This is a genomic window from Hymenobacter sp. BT559, assembly GCF_016427535.1.
GTDB lineage: Bacteria > Bacteroidota > Bacteroidia > Cytophagales > Hymenobacteraceae > Hymenobacter.
On sequence record NZ_JAELXV010000001.1, the window covers coordinates 688,447 to 709,683 of the forward strand.

General features: G+C 61.0%; 14 protein-coding genes. 8 read left to right on the plus strand and 6 right to left on the minus strand.

The features are described 5' to 3' along the window. The first annotated feature begins 44 nt into the window (after nt 1-44). The 5 genes from kaiC to JAO77_RS02890 are packed head-to-tail and all read left to right on the plus strand — an operon-like array spanning nt 45 to nt 4,630. The gene (gene kaiC, locus JAO77_RS02870; protein WP_198988762.1) at nt 45-1,784 is read left to right on the plus strand and encodes a circadian clock protein KaiC; all 1,740 of its coding nucleotides are present in this window, start codon (nt 45-47) and stop codon (nt 1,782-1,784) included. A 27-nt stretch (nt 1,785-1,811) separates the two neighbouring features. Beyond that, the gene (locus JAO77_RS02875) at nt 1,812-2,135 is read left to right on the plus strand and encodes a circadian clock KaiB family protein (RefSeq protein WP_198988763.1); all 324 of its coding nucleotides are present in this window, start codon (nt 1,812-1,814) and stop codon (nt 2,133-2,135) included. Between the two features lie 11 nt (nt 2,136-2,146). Next, complete coding sequence (locus tag JAO77_RS02880; RefSeq protein WP_198988764.1) at nt 2,147-2,473, plus strand: circadian clock KaiB family protein; 327 nt, start codon at nt 2,147-2,149, stop codon at nt 2,471-2,473. A gap of 6 nt (nt 2,474-2,479) precedes the next feature. Continuing rightward, a complete protein-coding gene (locus tag JAO77_RS02885; protein WP_198988765.1) occupies nt 2,480-4,183 on the plus strand; it encodes an ATP-binding protein in 1,704 nt (567 codons plus the stop codon). 60 nt (nt 4,184-4,243) lie between these two features. Then, nucleotides 4,244-4,630 (plus strand): nuclear transport factor 2 family protein, encoded by a 387-nt coding sequence (locus JAO77_RS02890; RefSeq protein ID WP_198988766.1) that lies wholly within the window; start codon nt 4,244-4,246, stop codon nt 4,628-4,630. Between the two features lie 103 nt (nt 4,631-4,733). Here JAO77_RS02890 and JAO77_RS02895 read toward each other — a convergent pair whose 3' ends face one another. Both JAO77_RS02895 and JAO77_RS02900 read right to left on the minus strand, forming a co-directional pair. After that, entirely contained in the window at nt 4,734-5,312 is a 579-nt protein-coding gene (locus JAO77_RS02895) for a cupin domain-containing protein (RefSeq protein WP_235998186.1), read from the minus strand. Nucleotides 5,313-5,423: 111 nt separating this feature from the next. Then, the gene (locus JAO77_RS02900; RefSeq protein WP_198988767.1) at nt 5,424-7,340 is read right to left on the minus strand and encodes a CocE/NonD family hydrolase; all 1,917 of its coding nucleotides are present in this window, start codon (nt 7,338-7,340) and stop codon (nt 5,424-5,426) included. A gap of 155 nt (nt 7,341-7,495) precedes the next feature. Here JAO77_RS02900 and mgrA point away from each other — a divergent pair, with 155 nt between their 5' ends. Further along, nucleotides 7,496-8,491, plus strand: a complete 996-nt coding sequence (mgrA, locus tag JAO77_RS02905) for an L-glyceraldehyde 3-phosphate reductase (RefSeq protein WP_198988768.1) — start codon at nt 7,496-7,498, stop codon at nt 8,489-8,491. A gap of 58 nt (nt 8,492-8,549) precedes the next feature. On the opposite strand, the gene JAO77_RS02910 is transcribed toward mgrA, so the two are convergent. Beyond that, nucleotides 8,550-11,948 carry an AsmA-like C-terminal region-containing protein gene (locus JAO77_RS02910; protein WP_198988769.1) on the minus strand — a complete coding sequence of 1,133 codons (3,399 nt, stop codon included), beginning with the start codon at nt 11,946-11,948 and terminating at the stop codon, nt 8,550-8,552. A gap of 221 nt (nt 11,949-12,169) precedes the next feature. Between JAO77_RS02910 and tkt the strand changes: the two genes are divergently transcribed. Continuing rightward, nucleotides 12,170-14,224, plus strand: coding sequence for a transketolase (gene tkt / locus JAO77_RS02915; RefSeq protein ID WP_198988770.1), 2,055 nt, complete (start codon nt 12,170-12,172; stop codon nt 14,222-14,224). Between the two features lie 223 nt (nt 14,225-14,447). Here tkt and JAO77_RS02920 read toward each other — a convergent pair whose 3' ends face one another. The 3 genes from JAO77_RS02920 to pta all read right to left on the minus strand — a co-directional run bounded on the left by JAO77_RS02920 (nt 14,448) and on the right by pta (nt 18,686). Continuing rightward, nucleotides 14,448-15,644 (minus strand): acetate/propionate family kinase, encoded by a 1,197-nt coding sequence (locus tag JAO77_RS02920; protein WP_198988771.1) that lies wholly within the window; start codon nt 15,642-15,644, stop codon nt 14,448-14,450. Nucleotides 15,645-15,698: 54 nt separating this feature from the next. Beyond that, nucleotides 15,699-16,376 carry a TlpA family protein disulfide reductase gene (locus tag JAO77_RS02925; RefSeq protein WP_198988772.1) on the minus strand — a complete coding sequence of 226 codons (678 nt, stop codon included), beginning with the start codon at nt 16,374-16,376 and terminating at the stop codon, nt 15,699-15,701. Nucleotides 16,377-16,592: 216 nt separating this feature from the next. Then, a complete protein-coding gene (gene pta / locus JAO77_RS02930) occupies nt 16,593-18,686 on the minus strand; it encodes a phosphate acetyltransferase (RefSeq protein ID WP_198988773.1) in 2,094 nt (697 codons plus the stop codon). Between the two features lie 319 nt (nt 18,687-19,005). Between pta and JAO77_RS02935 the strand changes: the two genes are divergently transcribed. Beyond that, nucleotides 19,006-21,189 carry a TonB-dependent receptor plug domain-containing protein gene (locus tag JAO77_RS02935; RefSeq protein WP_198988774.1) on the plus strand — a complete coding sequence of 728 codons (2,184 nt, stop codon included), beginning with the start codon at nt 19,006-19,008 and terminating at the stop codon, nt 21,187-21,189. The last annotated feature ends 48 nt before the right edge of the window (nt 21,190-21,237 follow it).

Below are 21,237 nucleotides of genomic sequence, written 5' to 3' on the forward strand. Positions count from 1 at the left end.
CCTGGCTTAACTTTCGAAAAAACTAGCTATCCTTACTTTATAGTATGCCCGAGTATAAGTTGGCGCCAACTGCGCTGCCCCAGCTACCTAAGGCCCTCACCGGCATAGATGGGCTAGATGAAATAACGGAAGGCGGCCTGCCCCTAGGTCGCCCCACGCTGGTCTGCGGCAGTGCCGGCTGCGGCAAAACTCTGCTAGGTATTGAGTTTCTGGTGCGCGGCATCATCGATTACAACGAGCCGGGCGTGCTCATGACCTTCGAGGAAACCGCCGACGAACTGGCGGCCAACGTGACCTCGCTGGGCTTCGATCTCAAGGCCATGCAAGCCGATAAAAAGCTGCGCGTCGACCACGTGCACATCGACCGCTCCGAGATTGAAGAAACCGGCGAGTACGACCTAGAAGGTCTGTTTATTCGCCTAGGGTACGCCATCGACAGCATCGGGGCCAAGCGCGTGATGCTCGATACCATTGAGGCCCTGTTTTCGGGCTTCCCCAACGAGGCCGTGCTGCGCTCCGAAATTCGCCGCCTGTTTCGCTGGCTCAAGGACAAGGGCGTGACCACCATTATCACGGCCGAGCGCGGCGAGGGCACCCTCACGCGCCAGGGCCTGGAAGAGTACGTGTCGGACTGCGTAATCTTGCTCGACAACCGCGTAATCGACCAGATTACCACCCGCCGGCTGCGCATTGTAAAGTACCGCGGCACCACCCACGGCACCAACGAATACCCCTACCTCATCACCGAAGAAGGCTTTTCGGTGTTGCCTATCACCTCGCTCAAGCTTGAGCACACCGTGTCGAACGAAATTATTTCGTCGGGTGTGCCGGGCCTCGATGAGATGTTCACGCGTCGGGGCTGGTACAAGGGCAGCAGCATCCTCATCACGGGCACGGCGGGCACGGCCAAAACCACGCTGGCCGCCTCCTTTGCTCTCGAAGCTTGCCGCCGCGGCGAGCGCTGCCTGTACTTCGCCTTTGAGGAATCGCCGGCTCAGCTCATCCGCAACATGCGGACGGTAGGCCTCGACTTGCAGCCCTTCGTAGACCAGGGGGCGCTGATCATCGAAGCCTCGCGGCCCACGCTCAATGGCTTAGAGCGCCACCTCGTCACGGTGCACAAGCTGATTAAGGAGCACGAGCCGCAGACCGTCGTCATCGACCCTATTAGCAACCTAGTGTCGGTGGGTAGCCTCAGCGAGGTGCGGAGTATGCTCACGCGGTTAATTGATTTCCTGAAGGTTAGCAATATCACGGCTTTGTTTACGGCGCTCGTTAGCGCCCGCGACGGGCGCATGGAAATGACCGAAGAAGGGGTGTCGTCCTTGGTCGATACCTGGATTTCAGTGCGCGACCTCGAAGGCATTGGTGAGCGCAACCGGGGCCTGAGCATCCTTAAAGCTCGGGGCATGGCACACTCCAACCAAGTGCGCGAGTTTTTGGTGACCGACAACGGCATTCAGCTGCTCGATGTGGTGATTGGGCCAATGGGCATCATTACGGGGGCTAGCCGCCTCACCCAGCGCATGCAGGAGCAGGCGCAGCTAGTGGCCCAGCAGCACGAGCTGTCGCGGCGCGACCGCGAGCTCGAGCGCAAGCGCCGGGTGCTCGAAGCCACCATCGAGAATCTGCGTACCGAGTTTGAATCGGTGGAAGAAGAGCTGCGCCAAGTCAACAACGAAGAGCACGCGCGCCACGAAGCCCTTTCCAGCAAGCGCCATACCATGGGCCATAGCCTGACTACGAACACCCCTGCTACGCCTGACCCACAACACTCGGCCTAGCCGCCCGTACAACAACGAATGATGGATATGAGGGAAGCACCGACCGATGCGGCCACGCCGCCCGACGGCGATACCTGGGAGCTGCGCCTATACGTGGCGGGCCACACCACCAAGTCGGTAACTGCGCTGGCTAATTTGAAACGCTACTGCGAGCAGTACCTAGCAGGGCGCTACACGCTGGACGTAATTGACCTGCTACAACATCCGCAGCTAGCCGAAGGCGACCAGATTCTGGCCATTCCGACGCTGGTGCGCAAAGTGCCCGAGCCTATTCGTAAAATTATCGGCGACCTGTCAAACGAAGAGAAGGTATTAGTAGGGCTGGACATCCGCACGCGCGGCGACCACTAAGCCGCCCGCGAATGACAACTACGACTGCCGAACTACCTGCCTCGCCTACCGAGGCCGACTACGTATTACACTTGTATATCACGGGTGCTACGCCTAATTCGATGCGCGCCGTGCGCAACATCAAGGAAATCTGCGAAGAGCACTTAGCCGGTCGCTACGAGCTGCTCATCATCGACATCTACCAGCAGCCGCAGCTGGCCCGGCAAGAGCAAATAGTGGCTGCCCCCACGCTCGTCCGGCAGCGCCCGCTCCCGAGGCGGCAGCTGGTGGGCGATTTGTCGAACCGGGCGGCCGTGCTAATTTCGCTCGGTGTACCTTCATCGGGCAACGCTAACTAAATTGCTATGGCTGAGCTCGCTCCCCTAGACGCCGCCGTGCTAGCACGCGAAAACGAGGAGTTGCGCCAGCAGCTGCGCGAGGCCGAAGAGCTCATTGTAGCCGTGCGCACTGGGGCCGTCGATGCGCTCGCCATTCAGGGGGCCGATGGCCCGCGCATCTTCACCCTGGAAGGGGCCGACCAGAGCTACCGCATGCTCGTAGAGCAAATGAATGAAGGTGCTCTGTTGCTCAGCCCCGACGGCACGGTGCTGTATTGCAACACAGCGCTGGCCGAGCTGCTGCGTTACCCCCTAGAGGAAGTGCTGGGCAGCACCGCTACCAGCTTTATACCCGCCACCTTTCAGCAGTATTGGGCAGAGGTGGTGGCCAAGGGCTGGGCGGGCCGGGTGCGGGGCGAGCTGCCCCTGCAAACCCGTGACCGCGCCCTGCGGCCCTGTTCGGTGTCGATGAACAGCCTGACATTCAACGGGGCGCCGGCCCTGGCGGTGCTGGTGACCGATGTGTCGGCGCAGCAGAAGATTACCAATATCCGGGCGGTGGTGGCCAAGCAAAATACCCTTATCGACCGCAAAAACGAAGAACTGGTGCGCCAGCAAGTGGCGCGGCTGGCCGTGGAGCAAGCCGCTGCCCAAGCTCGCCGCGTTCTGGAAGGCATTCCGCAAATAGCCTGGACGGCTACACCAGAAGGCAAGAACTCGTACCTCAACCAGCGCTGGTTTGACTATGTGGGCAAAAACGAGCCAAATCCCGAAACACCCGTCACCTCGCGCATTCACCCCGATGACTACGAAAACGGCATGCGGCACTGGCGCCACAGCTTGGCTACTGGCCTGCCGCTCGACATAGAGTGCCGCCTGTGCAGCGAAAATGGCACCTACCGCTGGATGCTGGGCCGGGGCTTGGCCATGCGCGCCGAAGACGGTACTGTTAGCCAGTGGGTGGGCACCTTCACCGACATTCACGAACATCGGTTGGCGCTCGAGCGCATCGACCAAGCACAGAGTCAGTTGCGCGATAACAACGAGGCGTTGACCCGCGTCAACGTCGACCTCGACAACTTTATCTACACGGCCTCGCACGACCTGCGCTCGCCCATTACTAACATCGAAGGCTTGCTGCAAGCCTTGCGCGGCGAGCTACCTGACCCGGCTACGCAGGTCGAGTTTATTTTGAACCTAATGCAGGACTCGGTGGAGCGCTTCAAGCGGACCATCGACCACCTCACCGACGTGAGCAAGCTGCAGCGCGAGCATGGCCCTTCTACCGAGCAGGTGCCCCTAGCTGCGGTGGTGCACGACGTACTGCTCGACCTAGAACCGCTGATTAGCTCGGTGGGCGCGCAACTAGAAGTAGAAGTAGCCGATTGCCCGCCCGTCACGTTTTCCGAAAAAAACCTGCGCTCGGTGGTGTACAACCTGCTCAGCAATGCCGTGAAGTACCGTGCCCCCGAGCGGCCCTCGCTGGTGCGGGTGCGCGCCCATTGCACCGAGCACCACGTGCTGCTGATAGTGCAGGATAATGGTTTGGGCATCAGCGAGAATGGTCAGCGCAAGCTATTCGGCATGTTTCAGCGGCTGCACGACCACGTCGAGGGCTCAGGCATCGGCCTTTATATGGTCAAGCGCATGGTCGAAAACGTGGGTGGGCGCATCGAGGTCACCAGCGAGCTGGGCGTGGGCTCAACCTTCACGGTGTACTTCCCGCACTAGGGCCACCTTTGTGGCCGGCCCACTAGCGGGCTGCTTTTTTCAATTTTAGTTAGTATATCTATGACTACTGCCCAAACCATTGAGCAGCTCGAACGCCAGCGCTTCGACGCGCAGGTGAGCAAAGATTTCCCAACCTTAGAAAAGATTTTTGCCGACGACCTCATTTACACCCACTCCAACGGCCACCAGGACGATAAAACGAGCTACATCGCCTCCATCCGCAGCGGCCAGAGCCGCTACGACAAGGTGGACATCGAAGACCTGACCGTGCGCGCCTACAACGACGACCGCACGGCCATAGTCAATGGCCTCATCCAGATTGACCTAGGGCCCGGCGCCGATGGCCAGCCCGCCTATACCCGTATCAAGTACGTGGTAGTGTACATCAAAACTGATGCAAATGGCTGGCAGCTCGTGCTGTGGCACGCGCAAAAACAGGCCGCCTAGGGTAGTCTTATTGATTGTTTGATAAAGCAAAACGCCTGTCATGCTTCGGCTACGCTCAGCATGACAGGCGTTTTAATTAACCAAAGGCCTACAACGTGTGCTCCTACTGCCAACTGGTGAGCAGACCGCCAGTCTTTCCTAGGTAGGGGTCGGTGCTGGGGCGGGGGAGGGCCGCGATGTTTTTGTCGGTTTGGGGACGCTCGCCGGGCAGGCCACGGTTTACGTCCCAGGAGCGACCGCCGGGGTAGGCGCCCACGATGCCTAGGTTGATGCTGCTGAGGTTTTTGTGCCCTACGCCGGCCGGAATCACGAGGATGTCGCCGGCCTGCACAGTTACTTTTTGGCCCTTTTCGCCACCTAGGTGCAGCAGCGCCGTGCCCGCGTACACGCCCAGCACTTCGTGCGAGGTGCTGTGGTAGTGGTGAAAGGCATACACCCCGTTGCGCCACGAGTTAGTCCAGTTGTTGGCGGCGAAGTGCTGCTCTAGCCACGCGGCCCCGGCTGCATCGCGGGCCGTGAAGGCTTGGCGATATACCAGCAAGGGGTAGGCGCTATTGGGGATAGTGCCGTCGTCTTTGAAGTGAAGCTGCTTGGGCTGCATGAGGCGGAAAGGGTGGCGGACTGCGGCGGCCAAGCCCCAGGGCGCCGCCCCAATAAGTGGAAGAAAAGCACGCCGTTTCATAGGGTGCCTTATACGCTGTTGCGGGGACCTTGTAGTCCGCAGCTTGGCCTAGGCAAGCCGCGGACTACAAGGTCCCCGCAACAAGGAGCGGTACTTTAGCCTTAAATCACGCTATTTCAGCACCGGCAATTGTATAGCCGAGGCATGGCCCGGCTCGTGGTAAATCCGAATAGTTGCCTTCTTGAAGTCGGCTGCCTCAGCTGTAGTGATGTTGACGAACTGCTGCGGGTTGCGGTCTACGAGTGGGAACCAGGTGCTTTGTACCTGCACCAGCAGGCGGTGGCCTTTCTTGAAGGTGTGTAGCACGTCGTTTAGCTCATATTTTACTTCCGTGGGCACGTTGGGCTGGAAGGCCTCGGGCTTCTCGAAGCTATTGCGGAAGCGCCCGCGAAACACATCGCCTCGCACCAGGCGCTGGGTGCCACCTAGGGTCAGGCGCTGGGGATTGGGCGTCGGGTTGGGGGTGTCGTCGGGCAGCACGTCGATGAGCTTCACCACAAAGTCGGCATCGGTACCCGAGGTGCTCACCCAAAGGTCAACACCTAGGGGGCCAGCCACAGTAAGGTCTTCAGTGAGCGGCTCGGTTTGGTAAGTCAAGACATCGGGCCGCTGGGCAGCGAAGCGCTGGTCCTCAATCATGTACTCGTTGTTGCGCCCAGCCTGCATGCTGGCGGTGTACGGCACCGGATGGGCAGGGTCGCTGATGTATTCGTCAGCAGGTGTGCCAGTAGTAGATTTGGTAGTGCTGAGTTGACCGGAACTGCCTAGGTAAAACGGACGATTCTCTACCGCCCTAGGTGGCCAAGTCGGATAGTCTTTCCACGCATTCAATCCTGTATCAAACAAGGTTGCTTCGGTCGTGCCAAACGTGCCTTTGCCTTTGAGGTAGTAATTGAAAAACGGCGTTTCCAGCGTTTGGCGGTAGTGTTGGGCAGTGTTTTGGCCAAAGTCGTAGGAGCCAAATTTGCTCCAGTCGGGGCGGCTCCAGGCGCCGTGGGTCCAGGGGCCCATTACGAGGCGGTTGGTGGCTCTGGGATTTTGCTTTTCGATGGCTTGGTAGGTGTGCAGGGCGCCGTAAAGGTCCTCAGCATCGTACCACCCACCCACCGTGAGCACAGCCGGGCGCACGTCGGTGAGGTGCTTGCGGATGTTGCGCGCCTGCCAATAGGCATCGTAGGTGTCGTGCTGCAAGTACTCGTTCCAGATGCGGGCGCGGTTGTTGAAGTACTGCGGCGCATTGGCGTTTTTAATAGGTCCGAGCTTCAGGAAGAACTGGTAGGCATCGGTGATTTTGAGGTCGAACAGCTCGTCGTACTTGGCCACGGGCTGCGGCCTAGGCACGTCGAAATAGTTGGTAAAATCGAAATTGTCCAGCAGGAAAAAGGCGCCGTTGTGCCGAGCATCATCGCCGATAAATTCATCCGTAACCGGCGCCTGGGGCGACACGGCTTTGAGGGCCGGATGGGCGCCGGGCAGGCTAGCGGTGGCGTAGAAGCCAGGGTAGGAAATGCCCATGATGCCCACCTTGCCGTTGTTACCGGGCACGTTTTTGAGCAGCCACTCAATGGTGTCGTAGGTGTCGGTGCTTTCGTCGTGGGGCGTGGTGCTGGCGCCAGCGCGGCGCGGCTTGCCGAGCGCGGCAGCCGGTAGGGCGGGCGTCACTTCCTCAAACTGGCCCTCGCTGAGGTAGCGCCCGCGCACATCCTGATACACAAAAATGTACTTCTCCTGGCTAAGCTCGCGGCTGGGGCCGGGGCCGCGTAGTGGGTAGTTGCTTTCGCCGCGCGGGCCCGCCGAGTATGGCGTGCGCTCCATGATGATGGGGTAGGGATGCGCCTTGTCGGCATCCTGCGGCACGTAGAGGATGGTATAGAGCTTCACCCCGTCGCGCATCGTAATCTGGCGGTCGAGCTTGCGATAGTTTTGGCGCACAAACAGCGAATCTTGGGCGCGGGTGGGCGGGGTAATTTGCGCGGCAGCGCTAAGCGTGGTACCGGCAAAACCGGCGAGCAGCAGAAGGCGGAACATGACTAAAAAAGCTTAGGGGCCGTAAAGTAGCGCCTGCCGCCGGGTTTGGGCTACGGCTAGGCAGTAGCTTCGCATCATTCCTAGGGCGCTGTAGGGGCGGTAGCTATGATAGCTGCCGCTTTCAGAGGCCCTAGGTCACCCTCACACTCGTTTCCATGTCTTACGTCCCCAACCCCGCCCGCTACGAAACAATGGAATACCGCCGCAGCGGCCGCAGCGGCTTGCAGCTACCCGCCATTTCGGTGGGCCTGTGGCAAAACTTCGGCGAAGTAGACGCCCTCGGTAACTGCCGCGCCATCTTGCGTACGGCCTTCGACGCGGGCATCACGCACTTCGACCTAGCCAATAACTACGGCCCGCCCGCCGGGGCCGCCGAAGAAACGTTTAGCCGCTTGTATAAGGATGACTTCCGGGCGCACCGCGACGAGCTTATCATCTCGACCAAGGCTGGCTACGGCATGTGGCCCGGCCCCTACGGCGATGGCGGCTCGCGCAAGTACCTAATGGCCAGCCTCGACCAGAGCCTGCGCCGCATGGGCCTCGACTACGTGGACATTTACTACCACCACCGACCCGACCCCGAAACACCGCTCGAAGAAAGCATGGGCGCCCTCGACGCGCTGGTGCGCCAGGGCAAGGCTCTGTATGTGGGCCTGAGCAGCTACTCGCCCGACGAGACCCGCCGCGCCTGCGCCATTCTGCGCGACCTAGGTACGCCCTGCGTCATCCATCAGCCTAAGTACTCGCTGCTGGTGCGCACGCCCGAAGAAGGCCTGCTCGACGCGCTGGCCGACGAAGGTGTAGGCTGCATTGCCTTCTCGTCCTTAGCACAGGGTGTGCTCACTGATAAGTACTTACAAGGTGTGCCGGCCGACTCGCGCGCCGCGCGCCGCCTAGGTAATGGTGCTATCGAGGAAAGTCAGCTTAACCCCGAGAACATCGCTAAAGCCCGTCAGCTCAATGAACTGGCTCAGCAGCGCGGTCAGTCGCTGGCCCAAATGGCAGTAGCCTGGGTGCTCAAAGACCCACGCATGACCTCGGTCATCATCGGAGCTAGCAAGCCGCAGCAAGTGACCGACGCCGTAGGCGCCGTGGCTAATCATCAGTTTAGTAGCGAAGAGCTAGCGCGTATCGACGCGATTCTGGCGTAGCTCAGCTGTTCATAGGACCCCAGCCCCTCCCCTCCGGGAGAGGGGCTGGGGCTGGGGTCTAGGGCATTGGTAGCCCGGCGGGGGTGCCGGCAGCCCCGCTGAGGCGGTTGCGCGGCAGCAAGCGCATGGTAGTGTCAAGGCGCTGGGTGAGCAGCAGTTGGCGCGACTGCTGGCGCAGTGCTGACTGCTGCTGCTGCTGCTCCTTCTTCTGGAAAAGCTTGACTTGGTACTTGGTACCAGGCACATCGCGGCGCAGGTTTACGTAGGTGAGGCGGGGTGTGCGCGGGCGCATGGGCTCGCCGTTCTGGATGCGTTCGATGCGGCGCTTGTTGTTGCCAAATAGCACGTTGAGCGGGTTCATACCCACGTAGAGGTTGGCGCGGCCGTCGAGGTTGTAGCGGCCGCTTACTTCGAGCTCGGTTAAGTTGCTGTTCAGGTGCAGGCTCGGAATGAGCAACTGCCCGCCGTTGAGAATAAACTCGGTGCTAACTGGCTCGAAAAACAAGTGGGCCGTGCGCTCCTTCTTCACAAGCTTGAAAGACTGCTCCAGCGCCTCTACATTTAGCAGTTCTAAGTCGCGCAAATCGGCCTTGAGATAGCCGTAGGTGTTGGCTCGCACGGGTAAGAACGTCGAATCGAGGTCGGTATGCAGCACGGCGGCGCAGCGCAGTGTGCCCTTGATATTGTCTTCGGTAAGCACCTGAAAGCGCATGGCGCTGCTGGCCGTGGCAAACAAGTCAGGCAGTTTGATGTCCTCGAGCAGGGCCTGCACGCGCAAGGGGTGGTGCTGGCGGCCGCCATTGGTGTGTAGCAGCCCATGCAGTGAAATGTGCCCATCGAAGGCATCGAGCGAGCACTCGTCTACGCGGGCTTCGCCGGGACTAAGGTGCGATACCAGCTGGAATTTACCCCCCTCAATAGAGTTGTAGTGCACACGGTCGGCCTGCACGCGCAGCACCGCCGTGAGGCCACCGCTGGCCAGCAGCGCCCCGGCCGGCGAAGGCGCGCTGGCGGGCCGGTTGCGAGCGCGCAGGCGCGCCATGCGGCGCGCTCGGCGAGCGGCCTTCACCATAGAGCGGGGCTGAAAATGAGTGGTGTCGCGCGGCGGCTTGAGGCTAGCCAGCATGCGTAGCAGCTGCTGCACATCTAGCGAGGAATAGCGCAGGTCAACATCGGCCGTAGCAGCCGTGAGGTGAATGCCCGAGACAAGCGCCGCTGCTGAAGCGCGCCCCACGCCGCCCTGCGGCGCTACAAAGCGCAGGTAGGGCATGCGTAGCAACGAGTCTTCTTTCTCGAAGCGCAGGTGCAAGTCGCGCAGGGGCTCACCTACGGGCAGTACCAACTGGCCAATGTCCCAAGTGAATGAGCCATCGGCGGCCAGCAGCAACTCGCGTAGCGCCGGGGTGGGGGCGGGGTCATCGGCCTTGCGAGCCGCCAGGGCCGCTCGCCGTCGCAGTGCCACCGCGCCCGGCGGGCGCGAAAGCCGGGTAATCAGTTTGTGATAATTGATGCTGGCAAACCGCATCCCGAGCTGGAAGGTAACGGGCGCCACATAATTGGCAGTGTCGGTGGGCCAGCTGGCTTGGCCAAAAAGGCGCCCACCCCATACGTTGGCCTCAATGCGCGACAGGTGCACTTCCTCGCCATTGTGGCGCAGGTTCACGGCTAGGTTGCGCAAAGTATCAGGCCCCAGCACTAAGCGGCCGCAGCGCAGGTCTACGTTCAGGCGCACCTCGTCGGGCAGCAAGTGGCTGCCCATGGTCATGGCTAGGCGGCGGGCATTGCGGTGCTGGCGGACCTTGCCGCGGCGCCTAGCGTTGGCATTGGCTAGCACGCGCTGGGTGGGGACATTACCCAAGGCCCGGAGGCGGTCGATGTGCAGCTCATCTACCTCGAACTGACCGGTAATTTCCGTCCTAGGGTGCTGCCCGGTGAGGTAGGTAAGCAAATACGTGGTAGTAGCGGCGGCCTTAAAGCGCATGCCATCAAACCTGCCCGAGGCGTTGGTGAGGCGCCACAGGCTGTCGCGCAGCCCGATGTGCACGTTGACATCTGAGAGAGCAATGCGGCGGGCCGGTAAGCTAAAGGTGGCGCCGCGCAGCTCGATGTTGCCGTGCACCGAAAGGCTTTTTTGGGTGCGAGCCAGCATTTGGTCACCTAGGGGCGGTATCAGGCCGCGGAGCTGCACGTCGAGGTCGGCAATGCCATCTTTAGCTCGCCACAGGCCGGGCGAGATGACGGTGGCCAGCTCGGGCAGTTCGGTGCGCCCGCTCAGGTGGCCCTCTACGTAGGGGCGCAAAAAATTGCGTAATACAAAGCTGGCGTTGAGCTGGCCCACGGGTGAGTAGATGCGGCACTGGTCGAGCTGCACGCTGGCAGTGCGCAGGTTGTGGGCCGGCCCGTTGTCGTAGGTACCCTGCAAGTCCCAGCGGTTGATGCGGCGCGTCGAGTCCCAGACTAGGCTAGCATTTCGCAGGCCAAAGGCAAGGACCGTGTGAGGGCGCACAGTGGGCCCGCTCAGCCCCGAAATGCTGTACACGATGCGGGCGTGGCTGGGGCTGGTAGCCCCGGCTAGGTAGGGCCGCAGGCGCGGCGGCAGGGCTGCGTGCAGCACCGCCACCAGCGGCTGGGTGCCCGCAAACTGCAAGTGCAGCATGGTGCCGGTAGGCTGGTCGGCGGCCACGGTGTGCGTGCCGCCAATGCGGATAGTGTCGCCGTTGAGAGTGGCGCGGGTGCGCCAAAACTCGCCGCGCCGGGCCTTGAAAGCGTAGCGGTAGTTGAGCCAGGCGCGCACTGGCTCGTGGGCTAGCAGCGTGCCCGAGCGGTTAGCCAGCTGCTCTAGGTAGCCATCGAGTACGCCGCTCAGCCGCAACGCACCCTGACGGATGCCGCCCGTGAGGCGCGCCCGCTGCACCTGCCCGGCCAACGTGCTATGGGCGTAGTCGTTCTTCGTGACCATGTGGAAGTTGTACACCACAATGGAATCGAGGTTGAAATTCAACAGCGGGTCTTTGCCTTCGCCCTGGCGGCGGGCTTTTTTGCCGCGCAGCCCCCAGCTGTGGCCTGTAGAATCGACGTATTGCTGAAAATCGGCGTCGTGGATTTCGAGGCGCGTCACGCGCACCTTGCGGTGCCATAAGTCTACCAGCTCCAAGCGCAGGTCGGCGTGGCCCACGCGCAGCACGGGCACGGCCCGGTGGTGGCTGGTATCCGTGAGCGAGAGGTGACCTAGGGACGCCGTAACGTGCGGAAAATCACTCCACGGCGACAGCTCTACGGTGAAGGGCGCCAGCACCAAGCCCGAGTTTTTGGTGAGCTGCTCGCGCACGGTGCGCTGCAGGTAGCGTACCGTGTAGTCGCGCCCCAATAGCCACACCGCCGCGCCTAGCCCTAGTACTAAGGTCAGGAGCAATAAAAATCCAATAGCCAGCACGCGCCGGAGGGAAAAGGATTTCATGCGGCAAAATACGTAGTTCCGGCCCAGCTCAGATAAGCTGAAGGTAGAATTGAGGCAGGAACCTTAGTTACATACGGGAAGATTCCGCAAGCGGCCGGATAGGTTGGCGCGTGCACCCGGCGCCCTACCTTTACGGCCACTCGTGCCGACCTAGGGGCCGCCCCGAGCTATTGCATTCGTATTCCAATTCACCTGGCTTTCCCCACTTTTTTTTCTCCCACATGCCCAATCCAGCGGTTTCCATCGAACAACTGAGTATTGACACTATCCGCCTGCTGTCGGTGGACATGGTTCAAAAAGCTAATTCTGGCCACCCCGGCCTGCCCATGGGCGCCGCCCCCATGGCCTACGTGCTGTGGTCGAAGTTCCTGCGCTTCAACCCCCAAGACCCCAAGTGGCCTAACCGCGACCGCTTTGTGCTGTCGGCTGGCCATGGCTCGGCGCTGCTCTATAGCCTGCTGCACCTCTACGGCTACGACCTGACCATGGAGGAGTTGAAGAACTTCCGCCAGCCCGGCCACCGCACCCCCGGCCACCCCGAGTCTAACGTGACCCCCGGCATCGAAGTAACCACCGGCCCGCTGGGCCAGGGCTTCGCCAACGGTGTGGGCATGGCGATGGCTGAGGCACACCTAGGTGCTATGTACAACAAGCCCGGCTTTGAGGGCGTGCAAGACCACTACACCTACGCCATCGTGAGCGACGGCGACCTGATGGAAGGCATTGCTGCTGAGGCTGCCTCGCTGGCCGGCCACTTGCAGCTCGGCAAGCTCATCTTCCTCTACGACGACAACGACATCTCGCTCGACGGCCCCACCAGCCTGGCGTATACCGAAGACGCGATGAAGCGCTTCGATGCCTACGGCTGGCACACCTCGCACGTGAAAGACGGCAACAGCCTCGACGAGATTGAGGCCGCTATCAAGGCTGCGCAGGAAGTAAAAGACAAGCCGTCGATTATCTCCATCAAAACCATCATCGGCTTTGGCTCGCCGCTGGCTGGTACCAACAAGGCCCACGGCAGCCCCCTAGGCCCCGACAACGTGAAGAAAGCCAAAGAGTTCTTTGGCTGGGACCCCGAGGCCACGTTTGTAGTGCCCAACGAAGTGTACGAGCACCTGCGCGGCCCCGGCCAGAAAGGCGCCGAGTTGCAAAAGGAGTGGGACGCTACCTTCAAGGAATACGAAGCCAGCTTCCCCGCCGAGGCTGAGCAGTTCCACGTGTCCTTCAACGGCAACCTGCCCGAAGGCTGGGACAAAGACCTGCCCGTGTACACGCCTGCCGATGGCAAGCTGGCCACCCGCCAGGCCTCGGGCAAGGCCCTCACGGCCATCAAGAAAGCCGTACCTTTCATGTTCGGCGGCTCGGCCGACTTGGCTTCGTCGAACGAGATGGATAAGTCGGGCGACGACTCGTTCCAGCCCAACCACTACGAGCGCAGCAACATCTGGTTTGGGGTGCGCGAGCACGCCATGGGCGGCATCATGAACGGCATTGCCCACCACGCTGGCCTACGCACCTACGGTGGTACCTTCCTCACGTTCAGTGACTACATGCGCGGTGCCATCCGCCTCACAGCCCTGGCCGAGTCGGCTTCTACGTTCGTGTTCACCCACGACAGCATCGGCCTGGGCGAAGACGGCCCCACGCACCAGCCCATCGAGCAGGTAGTGAGCCTGCGCACTCTGCCTAACGTGGTAGTGCTGCGCCCCGGCGATGCCAACGAAACCACTGAGGCTTGGCGCATTGCCATGAACACGCCCAAGTCGCCGGTGTGCCTCATCTTGTCGCGCCAGGGCTGGCTCCCGTTCGACCAGTCGGTGCTGACCCCCGCCGCCGGCAACGTGCAAAAAGGCGCCTACGTGCTGAGCGAAGCCCAGGGCGGCAAGCCCGAGCTTATCCTTATCGGCACTGGCTCGGAAGTGCCTCTGGCTTTGGAAGCGCAAAAAGTCCTGCAAGCTGAAGGCACCGCTACCCGCGTAGTGAGCATGCCGTCTTGGGAGCTATTTGAGCATCAAGACAAGGCTTACAAAGAGCAAGTACTGCCTCGCAGTGTGCGCAAGCGCGTAAGCATCGAGGCTGGCTCGCCTATCGGTTGGGCCAAGTACGTGACCGACGAGGGCGCCAGCATCAGCATGAACCGCTTCGGCGAATCAGCTCCGGCTGATTACCTGATGAAAGAGTTCGGCTTCACCGTGGATAACGTGGTGAAAGTAGCCAAAGGCGTGCTTAGCGGCCAGCCCGAGGAGGACGATAAGAAGCAGGTAGTTTCGTAGTTATTTGCTTCCTAGGTGCTTATAAGAGCGCCCTGCTGGCTTAGGCCGGCGGGGCGCTTTTTTGTGGACCTAGAGGTGGTGTACTCGCCGACCTTGAGACCCCACCCCCGGCCCCTCCCCTCCGGGAGAGGGGAGCCGAGCGCAAGCAGGCGTTATCAGTCGTCAGGCTCCCCTCTCCCGGAGGGGAGGGGTCGGGGGTGGGGTCTCACGCACAGTGAGCAACCTAGGAAGCCGATGCAAACAGTGCCGCGCACTGCTGCGCTATCTCCAACTCTTCATTAGTCGGAACAACCAGGATTTTCGCCCGCGAGCCTGGTGCGCTGAGGTCGCGCAAGCCCGGCTGGCGCTGTCGATTTTGGGCCTCATCTAGGGCCAAGCCGAAGAAGTCCATATCCTTACACACCAACTGGCGCACCAGGGCATCATTCTCGCCCACGCCGGCCGTGAAAATGATGGCATCCAGGCCGTTGAGTACGGCAGCGTAGGCGCCGATATACTGGCGGATGCGGTAGACGTAGATGTCATAAGCCAGTTGAGCGGCAGCATCGCCGGCCGCCAGCGCTTGGCTAATGTCGCGCATGTCATTGGAGCCAGCTAAGCCCAGCATGCCGCTTCCCTTGTTGAGGAGCGTGTTGACTTGCTCGGGCGAGTAGCCCAGCGGCCCCGTGAGGTGCAGCAGGATGGATGGGTCTACGTCGCCTGAGCGGGTGCCCATGACCAGGCCGGCCAACGGGCTGAAGCCCATACTGGTATCCAGCGACTGACCGCCGCGCACGGCTGCCATGCTGCACCCATTGCCGAGGTGAATAGTAATGAGCTTGGCATCGGGCTGCCCTAGGTAGGCGGCCGCCTGCGCGGCCACGTACTGGTGGCTGGTGCCGTGGAAGCCATAGCGCCGAATGCGTTGCTCGGTATACAAAGCCGTGGGCAGGGCATAGCGAAACGCTTTTTCGGGCAAAGTTTGGTGAAACGCCGTGTCGAACACCGCCACTTGCCGCGCCCGCGGAAACACCCGCTCGGCTACTGCTATTCCTAGGTAGTTGGCGGGGTTGTGCAGCGGCGCCAGCCCAAATAAGCGCTGAATTTCAGCTTTCACTTCGGGCGTTATCGGGGTGGCTTGGCTGAAAGACTCGCCACCATGCACCACCCGGTGGCCCACTACGTCGATGTCGCCGGGGTCTTGAATAACGCCATCCGTAAGTAAGCGCACTACTTCGAGCAGGCCCGCCTCGTGGTCGGGGAGGGGTAAGGTGAGGCGCTGCTCGGTAGGGACGCCTCCGGCAAAAACCTTGTGCGAAATAGTAGCTTGCTCCGAGCCCACGCGCTCGACCAAGCCGCTGCACACCGGCTGCTCGGTGGGCCAGCGGAAAAGCTGGTACTTGATGGAGCTGCTGCCGGAGTTAATAACGAAGATGTTCACTGCTAAAAAATGTAATTCAAGAATCGACGAAGACAGCGTTGGAAAGAACTTAGGCTATTCGACCAAAGCCTGCTCAATAGCTTTGCGCAGGCGCGTAAGATTACCGGCGTAGCCTTCATTATCATAAACGAACCGGCCGTTGCGGTCGATAACCGTCGTTGTTGGATAGCCGGTAATGCCAAATTTCTCGGCCAGCGTTTGAGGTAGCGGTATCACGGCAAAACCAAAATCACCTTTGCTGGCCACGTAGTGTTGTAGTCTAGCCGCATCCTCGCGGGCAAGGGAAAGAAATACCACCCTAGGATTCGAGCGATAATCGATGGTCAGCTGCTTGAGCGCGGGCATTTCCTGCTGGCAAGGCGCGCATTTGATAAACCAGAAATTTACCACGACCACCTTGCCCCGCAGGGCGGCCAGGTCATAAGCTTGGCCTTTGATATCCGTCAGGGCAAACGTCGGAGCGGGGGTCGAGTAAGTCCGAACTGGCGAAATGGCCTGCGTGCGCACGCTATCGGGGGCAGGGGCCGGGCGGAGAGAGATAGCCGTGATAATGGAATTGCTTATCTGCGCATCAGCCACTACGAACTGGTTGGTTTGCAGCTTGCTCATGTACGCTTTGCGCGAAAGCACCGAGCCATCTACGTCGGTGAAGACCGTAGCCTTGGTCACGTGCTGAGCGACGGCCGGAAGCGAAACTGCTAAAAGACTTACAAAGGTGAAGAAGCGTATCATAGCCGGGGCTTGGTCGTGAAGCGAAAGAGCAGTGACTAGTGGAATTTGCTACAGGCTTAGATGGCATAGGGCGCAGCCCCATGCCATCTATTCGCGGGCCTCTAGCCCGCCACGTTAGGGTACGCCGAAAGTAAGCTGAATAGTGCTCGCTGCCGTGCAGGCCAGAGGCCCGCGAGTAATAGGCACAGGGCGCAGCCCTGCGCCATCAAGGTCCTGTTAAGCCTGTTGGCTCTGAATGGCCGTGATTACTACTGTATTATACACGTCGTCTACCGTACAGCCGCGGCTGAGGTCGTTTACGGGCTTATTCAAGCCTTGTAAGACTGGGCCGATGGCCAAGGCGCCAGTTTCGCGCTGCACGGCTTTGTAGGTGTTGTTGCCGGTGTTGAGGTCGGGGAAGATGAGCACGCTGGCCTGGCCGGCCACCTCCGAATCGGGCAGCTTTTGGCGGCCCACTAGCGGGTCTACGGCGGCGTCGTACTGGATGGGGCCGTCTACCTTGAGGTCGGGGCGGCGCTGGCGTACAAATTCGGTGGCTTGGCGTACTTTCTCGACATCGGCGCCCGCACCGGAGGTGCCCGACGAATAAGAGAGCATGGCTATTCTAGGCTCGATGCCGAAGGCCAGGCTGCTTTCGGCCGACGAGATGGCGATTTCGGCTAGCTGCTCGGCGGTAGGATTGGGGTTCACGGCGCAGTCGCCAAACACGGCTACGCGGTCGGGCAGGCACATGAAGAATACCGACGACACCACCGACACACCGGGCTTTGTCTTGATGAACTGCAACGCCGGCCGGATGGTGTGCTGCGTGGTGTGCACCGCCCCCGATACCATGCCATCGGCGTGGCCTTTGTACACCATCATCGAACCGAAATACGACACGTCGCGCAGTAGGTCGCGGGCCATGTCCTCGTTCACGCCCTTGCTTTTGCGCAGCTCATAAAAGGTGGCCACGTAGTCGGCGTAGTAATCCGATTTTACGGGGTCAATGACCCGCAAGTGACCTAGGGGCAAATTGATACCTAGGCGCTTAGCTGAAGCCGCCACCTGGTCGGGGTCGCCCAGGATGGTGAGGTCCACAATATCTTGGTGCAGTAGCAGGGCCGCCGCCCGCAAGATGCGGTCGTCGTTGCCCTCGGGCAGCACGATGTGGCGGCGCTGGCGCTTGGCCCACTGCAAGAGCCGGTATTGGAACATGTGCGGCGTGAGGCCTTCGGGCTGGAAGCTCACCAGTTTTTCCTCCAAGGCGCGCACCGCTACGTAACGCTCAAAGGTGCTGATAGCCAGTTGTATCTTCTTCGGGTTGTCGGGCGTGATGCGCGAGCGGATGGCGCCCACGCGGGTTGTGGTTTCGAAGGTGCCGGTGGGCACCACCAAGATGGGCACCACGTTGGGCAAACCTTCTAATAGGCGGCGCACGGGCTCGTCGGGCTCCGAGCCGGTCGAGAGCACGATGCCCGCCACCCTAGGGTAGCTGGCCGACTGGTTGGCCTGCAAAGCGCACACAATGATGTCGCCCCGGTCGCCAGGCGTCACGATTAAGACATTCTCCTTGAGATAGTTCAAGAAGTTAGGCACCTGCATGGCCCCAATAATGTAGTTATCGACCTGGTTGCTCAGCCCGACTTCGCCAAACAGCAGCTTACCACCTAGCCCCTCCTGAATCTCGCGCATGGTGGGGTGCAGCAGATTAGGGTCTTCGGGGATGACGGCCAACAGTACCTCGTCCGGTAGCTGGCTGCGCAGCAGCGCTTCTACATCGGCTAGCTGGGCCGGCGCAATGCGGTTGGCCACCAGTTGCAGTACCGGCACCTCGCGGCTCTCGAAGCTGCGCAGCGTGGTGAGGGCAGTGCTAACAACCTGGGCCGTGCTCTTGCCCGCGCCCGAGACCACCAGGATAACCGGCACGCCTAGGTTCTTGGCAATCGATACGTTGGCGTCGAACTCAAACGCTGTACCTGGCCCCACAAAGTCGCTGCCCTCTACCACCGTAAAGTCGCAGCTCTCTTCCCAGTGCTTGAACTTGCGGATAACCGTGTCAATCAGCTCGCCCTGGGCGCCGGTTTCAAGCAGGCGCAGGGCCTCGGCGCGGGTGTAGGCGTAGGTGTCTACGGCCGGTAGCTGTAGCTTGAAGTAGCTGACGATGGTGGCTAGGTGCGGGTCGACCTGCTTAGTAGGGTCGTGGTCGATGAGGGGCTTGAAATAGCCGACCCGGCGGGCCTGCCCCAGCAGCATGTTTACGAGCCCTAAGGCAACCAGCGACTTACCGCTGTAGGGCTCGGCAGTGGCGATGAAAACGGCTTTCGTCATGCAGGTGCTAACGTAGAGGTTCGGGCTGGCGTTGGCTGATTGAAGCACTTGAGCTAGCCGCTTGGCTTGCCTTGGCGAGCGGCAGCCAAGCAGCTATAGTTGCTCGGTTAGCGCTAGAGTGCAGTCGCTTGGCTAACGCTTGCTGAGGCATAGCTAAGCAGTAAGCGCAGCCTAGGTTGTTGACTTGTAATAGGTAAGGAGGAATTTGCTTAGCTGTTCTACATAAACAAACTGAATTTTATTTAGAAATTTTCTAAATAAAATTTGTGTCGATGGGATGCGTGAATACCTTTGCCACTGTTTAGAACAAGTCTAAATAATGGCTCGATCTCTCACCGCTCCTGTTCTTCGTGTTGCGCCGCTGGCCTTGCTGGCGAGCCGGGCGCTGGCTCAGCAGGCCGGGGTGCCGGTGCTCGCCGACACGTTGCGCCGCCAACACCTAGGCGAGGTAGTGGTGACGGCCACTCGCACCGAAAAGGCGCTAACCGATGTAGCCATCCCGGTGTCGGTGATAGGGGGGAAGCAGATAAAAAGCATGGGCTCGCTGCGGCTCGGCGACGTACTGCGCGAGCAAACCGGCCTGAGCCTGGTGGCCGACCACGGCCAGGGTATTCAGCTGCAAGGCCTGAACTCGGAATACACCCTGATACTGGTGGATGGCGAGCCGCTCATTGGCCGCACGGCCGGCACTCTCGACCTTACGCGGGTAGCCATAGGCAACATCCAGCGAGTGGAGGTGGTGAAGGGCCCGGCCTCGGCGCTGTGGGGCTCCGATGCGCTGGCGGGTGTGGTCAACATCATCACCCAGAAGCCGCAGCCAGGCCTCAGCGGCAACTTGCGCGCTCGCTACGGTACTAACCAAACGACCGACCTCAGCGGAACTTTCAATGCGGGCGGCGAGCGGGCGGGCCTCACGGTGTTTGGCAACCGCTACAGTTCGGCAGGCTACACCTTGCAGCCCGAAAGCGGCACCGCCACGATACCGCCCTTTGCCAGCTACACCGGCCAGAGCCGCTTTACTTACAGCCTAAGCGAGCGGACCAAGTTTAGTTTGTCAGGTCGGTATTTCATCGAAAACCAGCGCAGCACTGCGCCTATCACCAGCGAAGCCGGCACCACGGCCGACGTAGACCTACGCAGCCGTCAGACTGATTTTAGCCTCAATCCTACGCTTACGCACCGCTTCGGCGGCGACAAGGTCTTTGCCACGGCGCGCCTTTACTATAGCCGCTACCATACCCAGGAGGCCTACACCTACGCCGCCGATGGTAGCTACTACGATGCTACCTATTTCACCCAGAGCTTTTTGCGGCCCGAGGTGCAGGTCGACTACAGCCCACGTCTCAACCAAACCCTAACCCTAGGGGCCGGCTACCAGCGCCAAACCGTGGAAGCCACCCGCTACGACGAGCAGCAGCAGTTGGCTAATGGTTACGGCTACGCCCAGTACGATTGGTCGCCCCTCACCAAGCTCAACCTAGTGGGCGGCGTGCGCTACGACGGCCCCAGCCAGTACGCCGGCCAGCTCAGCCCCAAGCTGGCGGCCCGCTATCAACTGCGGCCGTGGCTGGCCCTGCGCGGCTCGGTGGGCCGCGGCTACCGCGCCCCCGATTTCCGGCAGCTCTACCTCAATTTCTCCAACCCTACGGTGGGCTACAGCGTGTTTGGCACCCACCAGGTGCAGGCCAAAGTAGCCCAGCTGGCTCAGCAAGGCCAGCTCGCCAGCGACCCCGCCACCGGCGAGCCCATCGTGTACCAGGCGGCGCTGGCGCAGGCCGGCAGCCTCACGGCCGAAAGCTCGGTAGCTACCAACCTAGGGTTTTTGCTAGAGCCCAAGCTCCCTAACAAGGACTTTAGCTACCGGCTCACGGTCAATGCGTTTCGCAACAATTTGCAGAACCTCATTGAGACTACTACGGTGGCGCTCAAGAAGAACGGCCAGGCGGTATTTTCTTATCGCAACGTGACCCGCGCCTACACCCAAGGCCTGGAGCTGGAAAACTCGCTGGGTTTGCCGCACGGCTTTACCCTAGGGGCGGGCTACCAGTATCTGGTGGCTAAAGACCAGGCCGTGGTCGATGCTGTGGCCGCCGGCACGGTGTTTCGGCGCGACCCCACCACGCTCGAAACCGAGCGCGTGCGGCCCGGCGACTACGGCGGGCTCTTCAACCGCTCGCGCCACTCCTGGAACGCGAAGCTCTTCTACGACAACCCCGCCCACGGCTTCACGGCTAGCCTGCGGGCCATCTACCGGGGCCGCTACGGCTTTGCCGACAGCAATGCCAATACCATTCTGGACGCCGCCAATGAGTACGTGCGCGGCTACCTGCTGCTAAACGTGGCCGCCAGCAAGACCCTAGGGCCCCGCCTGAGCCTGCAAGCCGGCGCCGACAACCTGACTAACTACACCGACCCGGCCTACATCAGCACCCTGGCCGGGCGGCTGCTCTACGCCAGCGTGGCTATCGAGCTGGGTAAGAAGCCCGTTGCGCGGACTTTGTAGTCCGCGACTTTCAAACGTCATCCTTTCACTCGCGGACCGCAAAGTCCG

What these genes read in the sequence shown, in the direction of transcription:
- JAO77_RS02910 (WP_198988769.1), bottom strand. Translation starts at nt 11,948, where the DNA reads ATGAAATCCTTTTCCCTCCGGCGCGTGCTGGCTATTGGATTTTTATTG.
- JAO77_RS02890 (WP_198988766.1), top strand. Translation starts at nt 4,244, where the DNA reads ATGACTACTGCCCAAACCATTGAGCAGCTCGAACGCCAGCGCTTCGAC.
- JAO77_RS02885 (WP_198988765.1), top strand. Translation starts at nt 2,480, where the DNA reads ATGGCTGAGCTCGCTCCCCTAGACGCCGCCGTGCTAGCACGCGAAAAC.
- JAO77_RS02880 (WP_198988764.1), top strand. Translation starts at nt 2,147, where the DNA reads ATGACAACTACGACTGCCGAACTACCTGCCTCGCCTACCGAGGCCGAC.
- tkt (WP_198988770.1), top strand. Translation starts at nt 12,170, where the DNA reads ATGCCCAATCCAGCGGTTTCCATCGAACAACTGAGTATTGACACTATC.
- JAO77_RS02895 (WP_235998186.1), bottom strand. Translation starts at nt 5,312, where the DNA reads ATGAAACGGCGTGCTTTTCTTCCACTTATTGGGGCGGCGCCCTGGGGC.
- JAO77_RS02925 (WP_198988772.1), bottom strand. Translation starts at nt 16,376, where the DNA reads ATGATACGCTTCTTCACCTTTGTAAGTCTTTTAGCAGTTTCGCTTCCG.
- JAO77_RS02900 (WP_198988767.1), bottom strand. Translation starts at nt 7,340, where the DNA reads ATGTTCCGCCTTCTGCTGCTCGCCGGTTTTGCCGGTACCACGCTTAGC.
- kaiC (WP_198988762.1), top strand. Translation starts at nt 45, where the DNA reads ATGCCCGAGTATAAGTTGGCGCCAACTGCGCTGCCCCAGCTACCTAAG.
- JAO77_RS02875 (WP_198988763.1), top strand. Translation starts at nt 1,812, where the DNA reads ATGAGGGAAGCACCGACCGATGCGGCCACGCCGCCCGACGGCGATACC.
- JAO77_RS02935 (WP_198988774.1), top strand. Translation starts at nt 19,006, where the DNA reads ATGGCTCGATCTCTCACCGCTCCTGTTCTTCGTGTTGCGCCGCTGGCC.
- mgrA (WP_198988768.1), top strand. Translation starts at nt 7,496, where the DNA reads ATGTCTTACGTCCCCAACCCCGCCCGCTACGAAACAATGGAATACCGC.
- pta (WP_198988773.1), bottom strand. Translation starts at nt 18,686, where the DNA reads ATGACGAAAGCCGTTTTCATCGCCACTGCCGAGCCCTACAGCGGTAAG.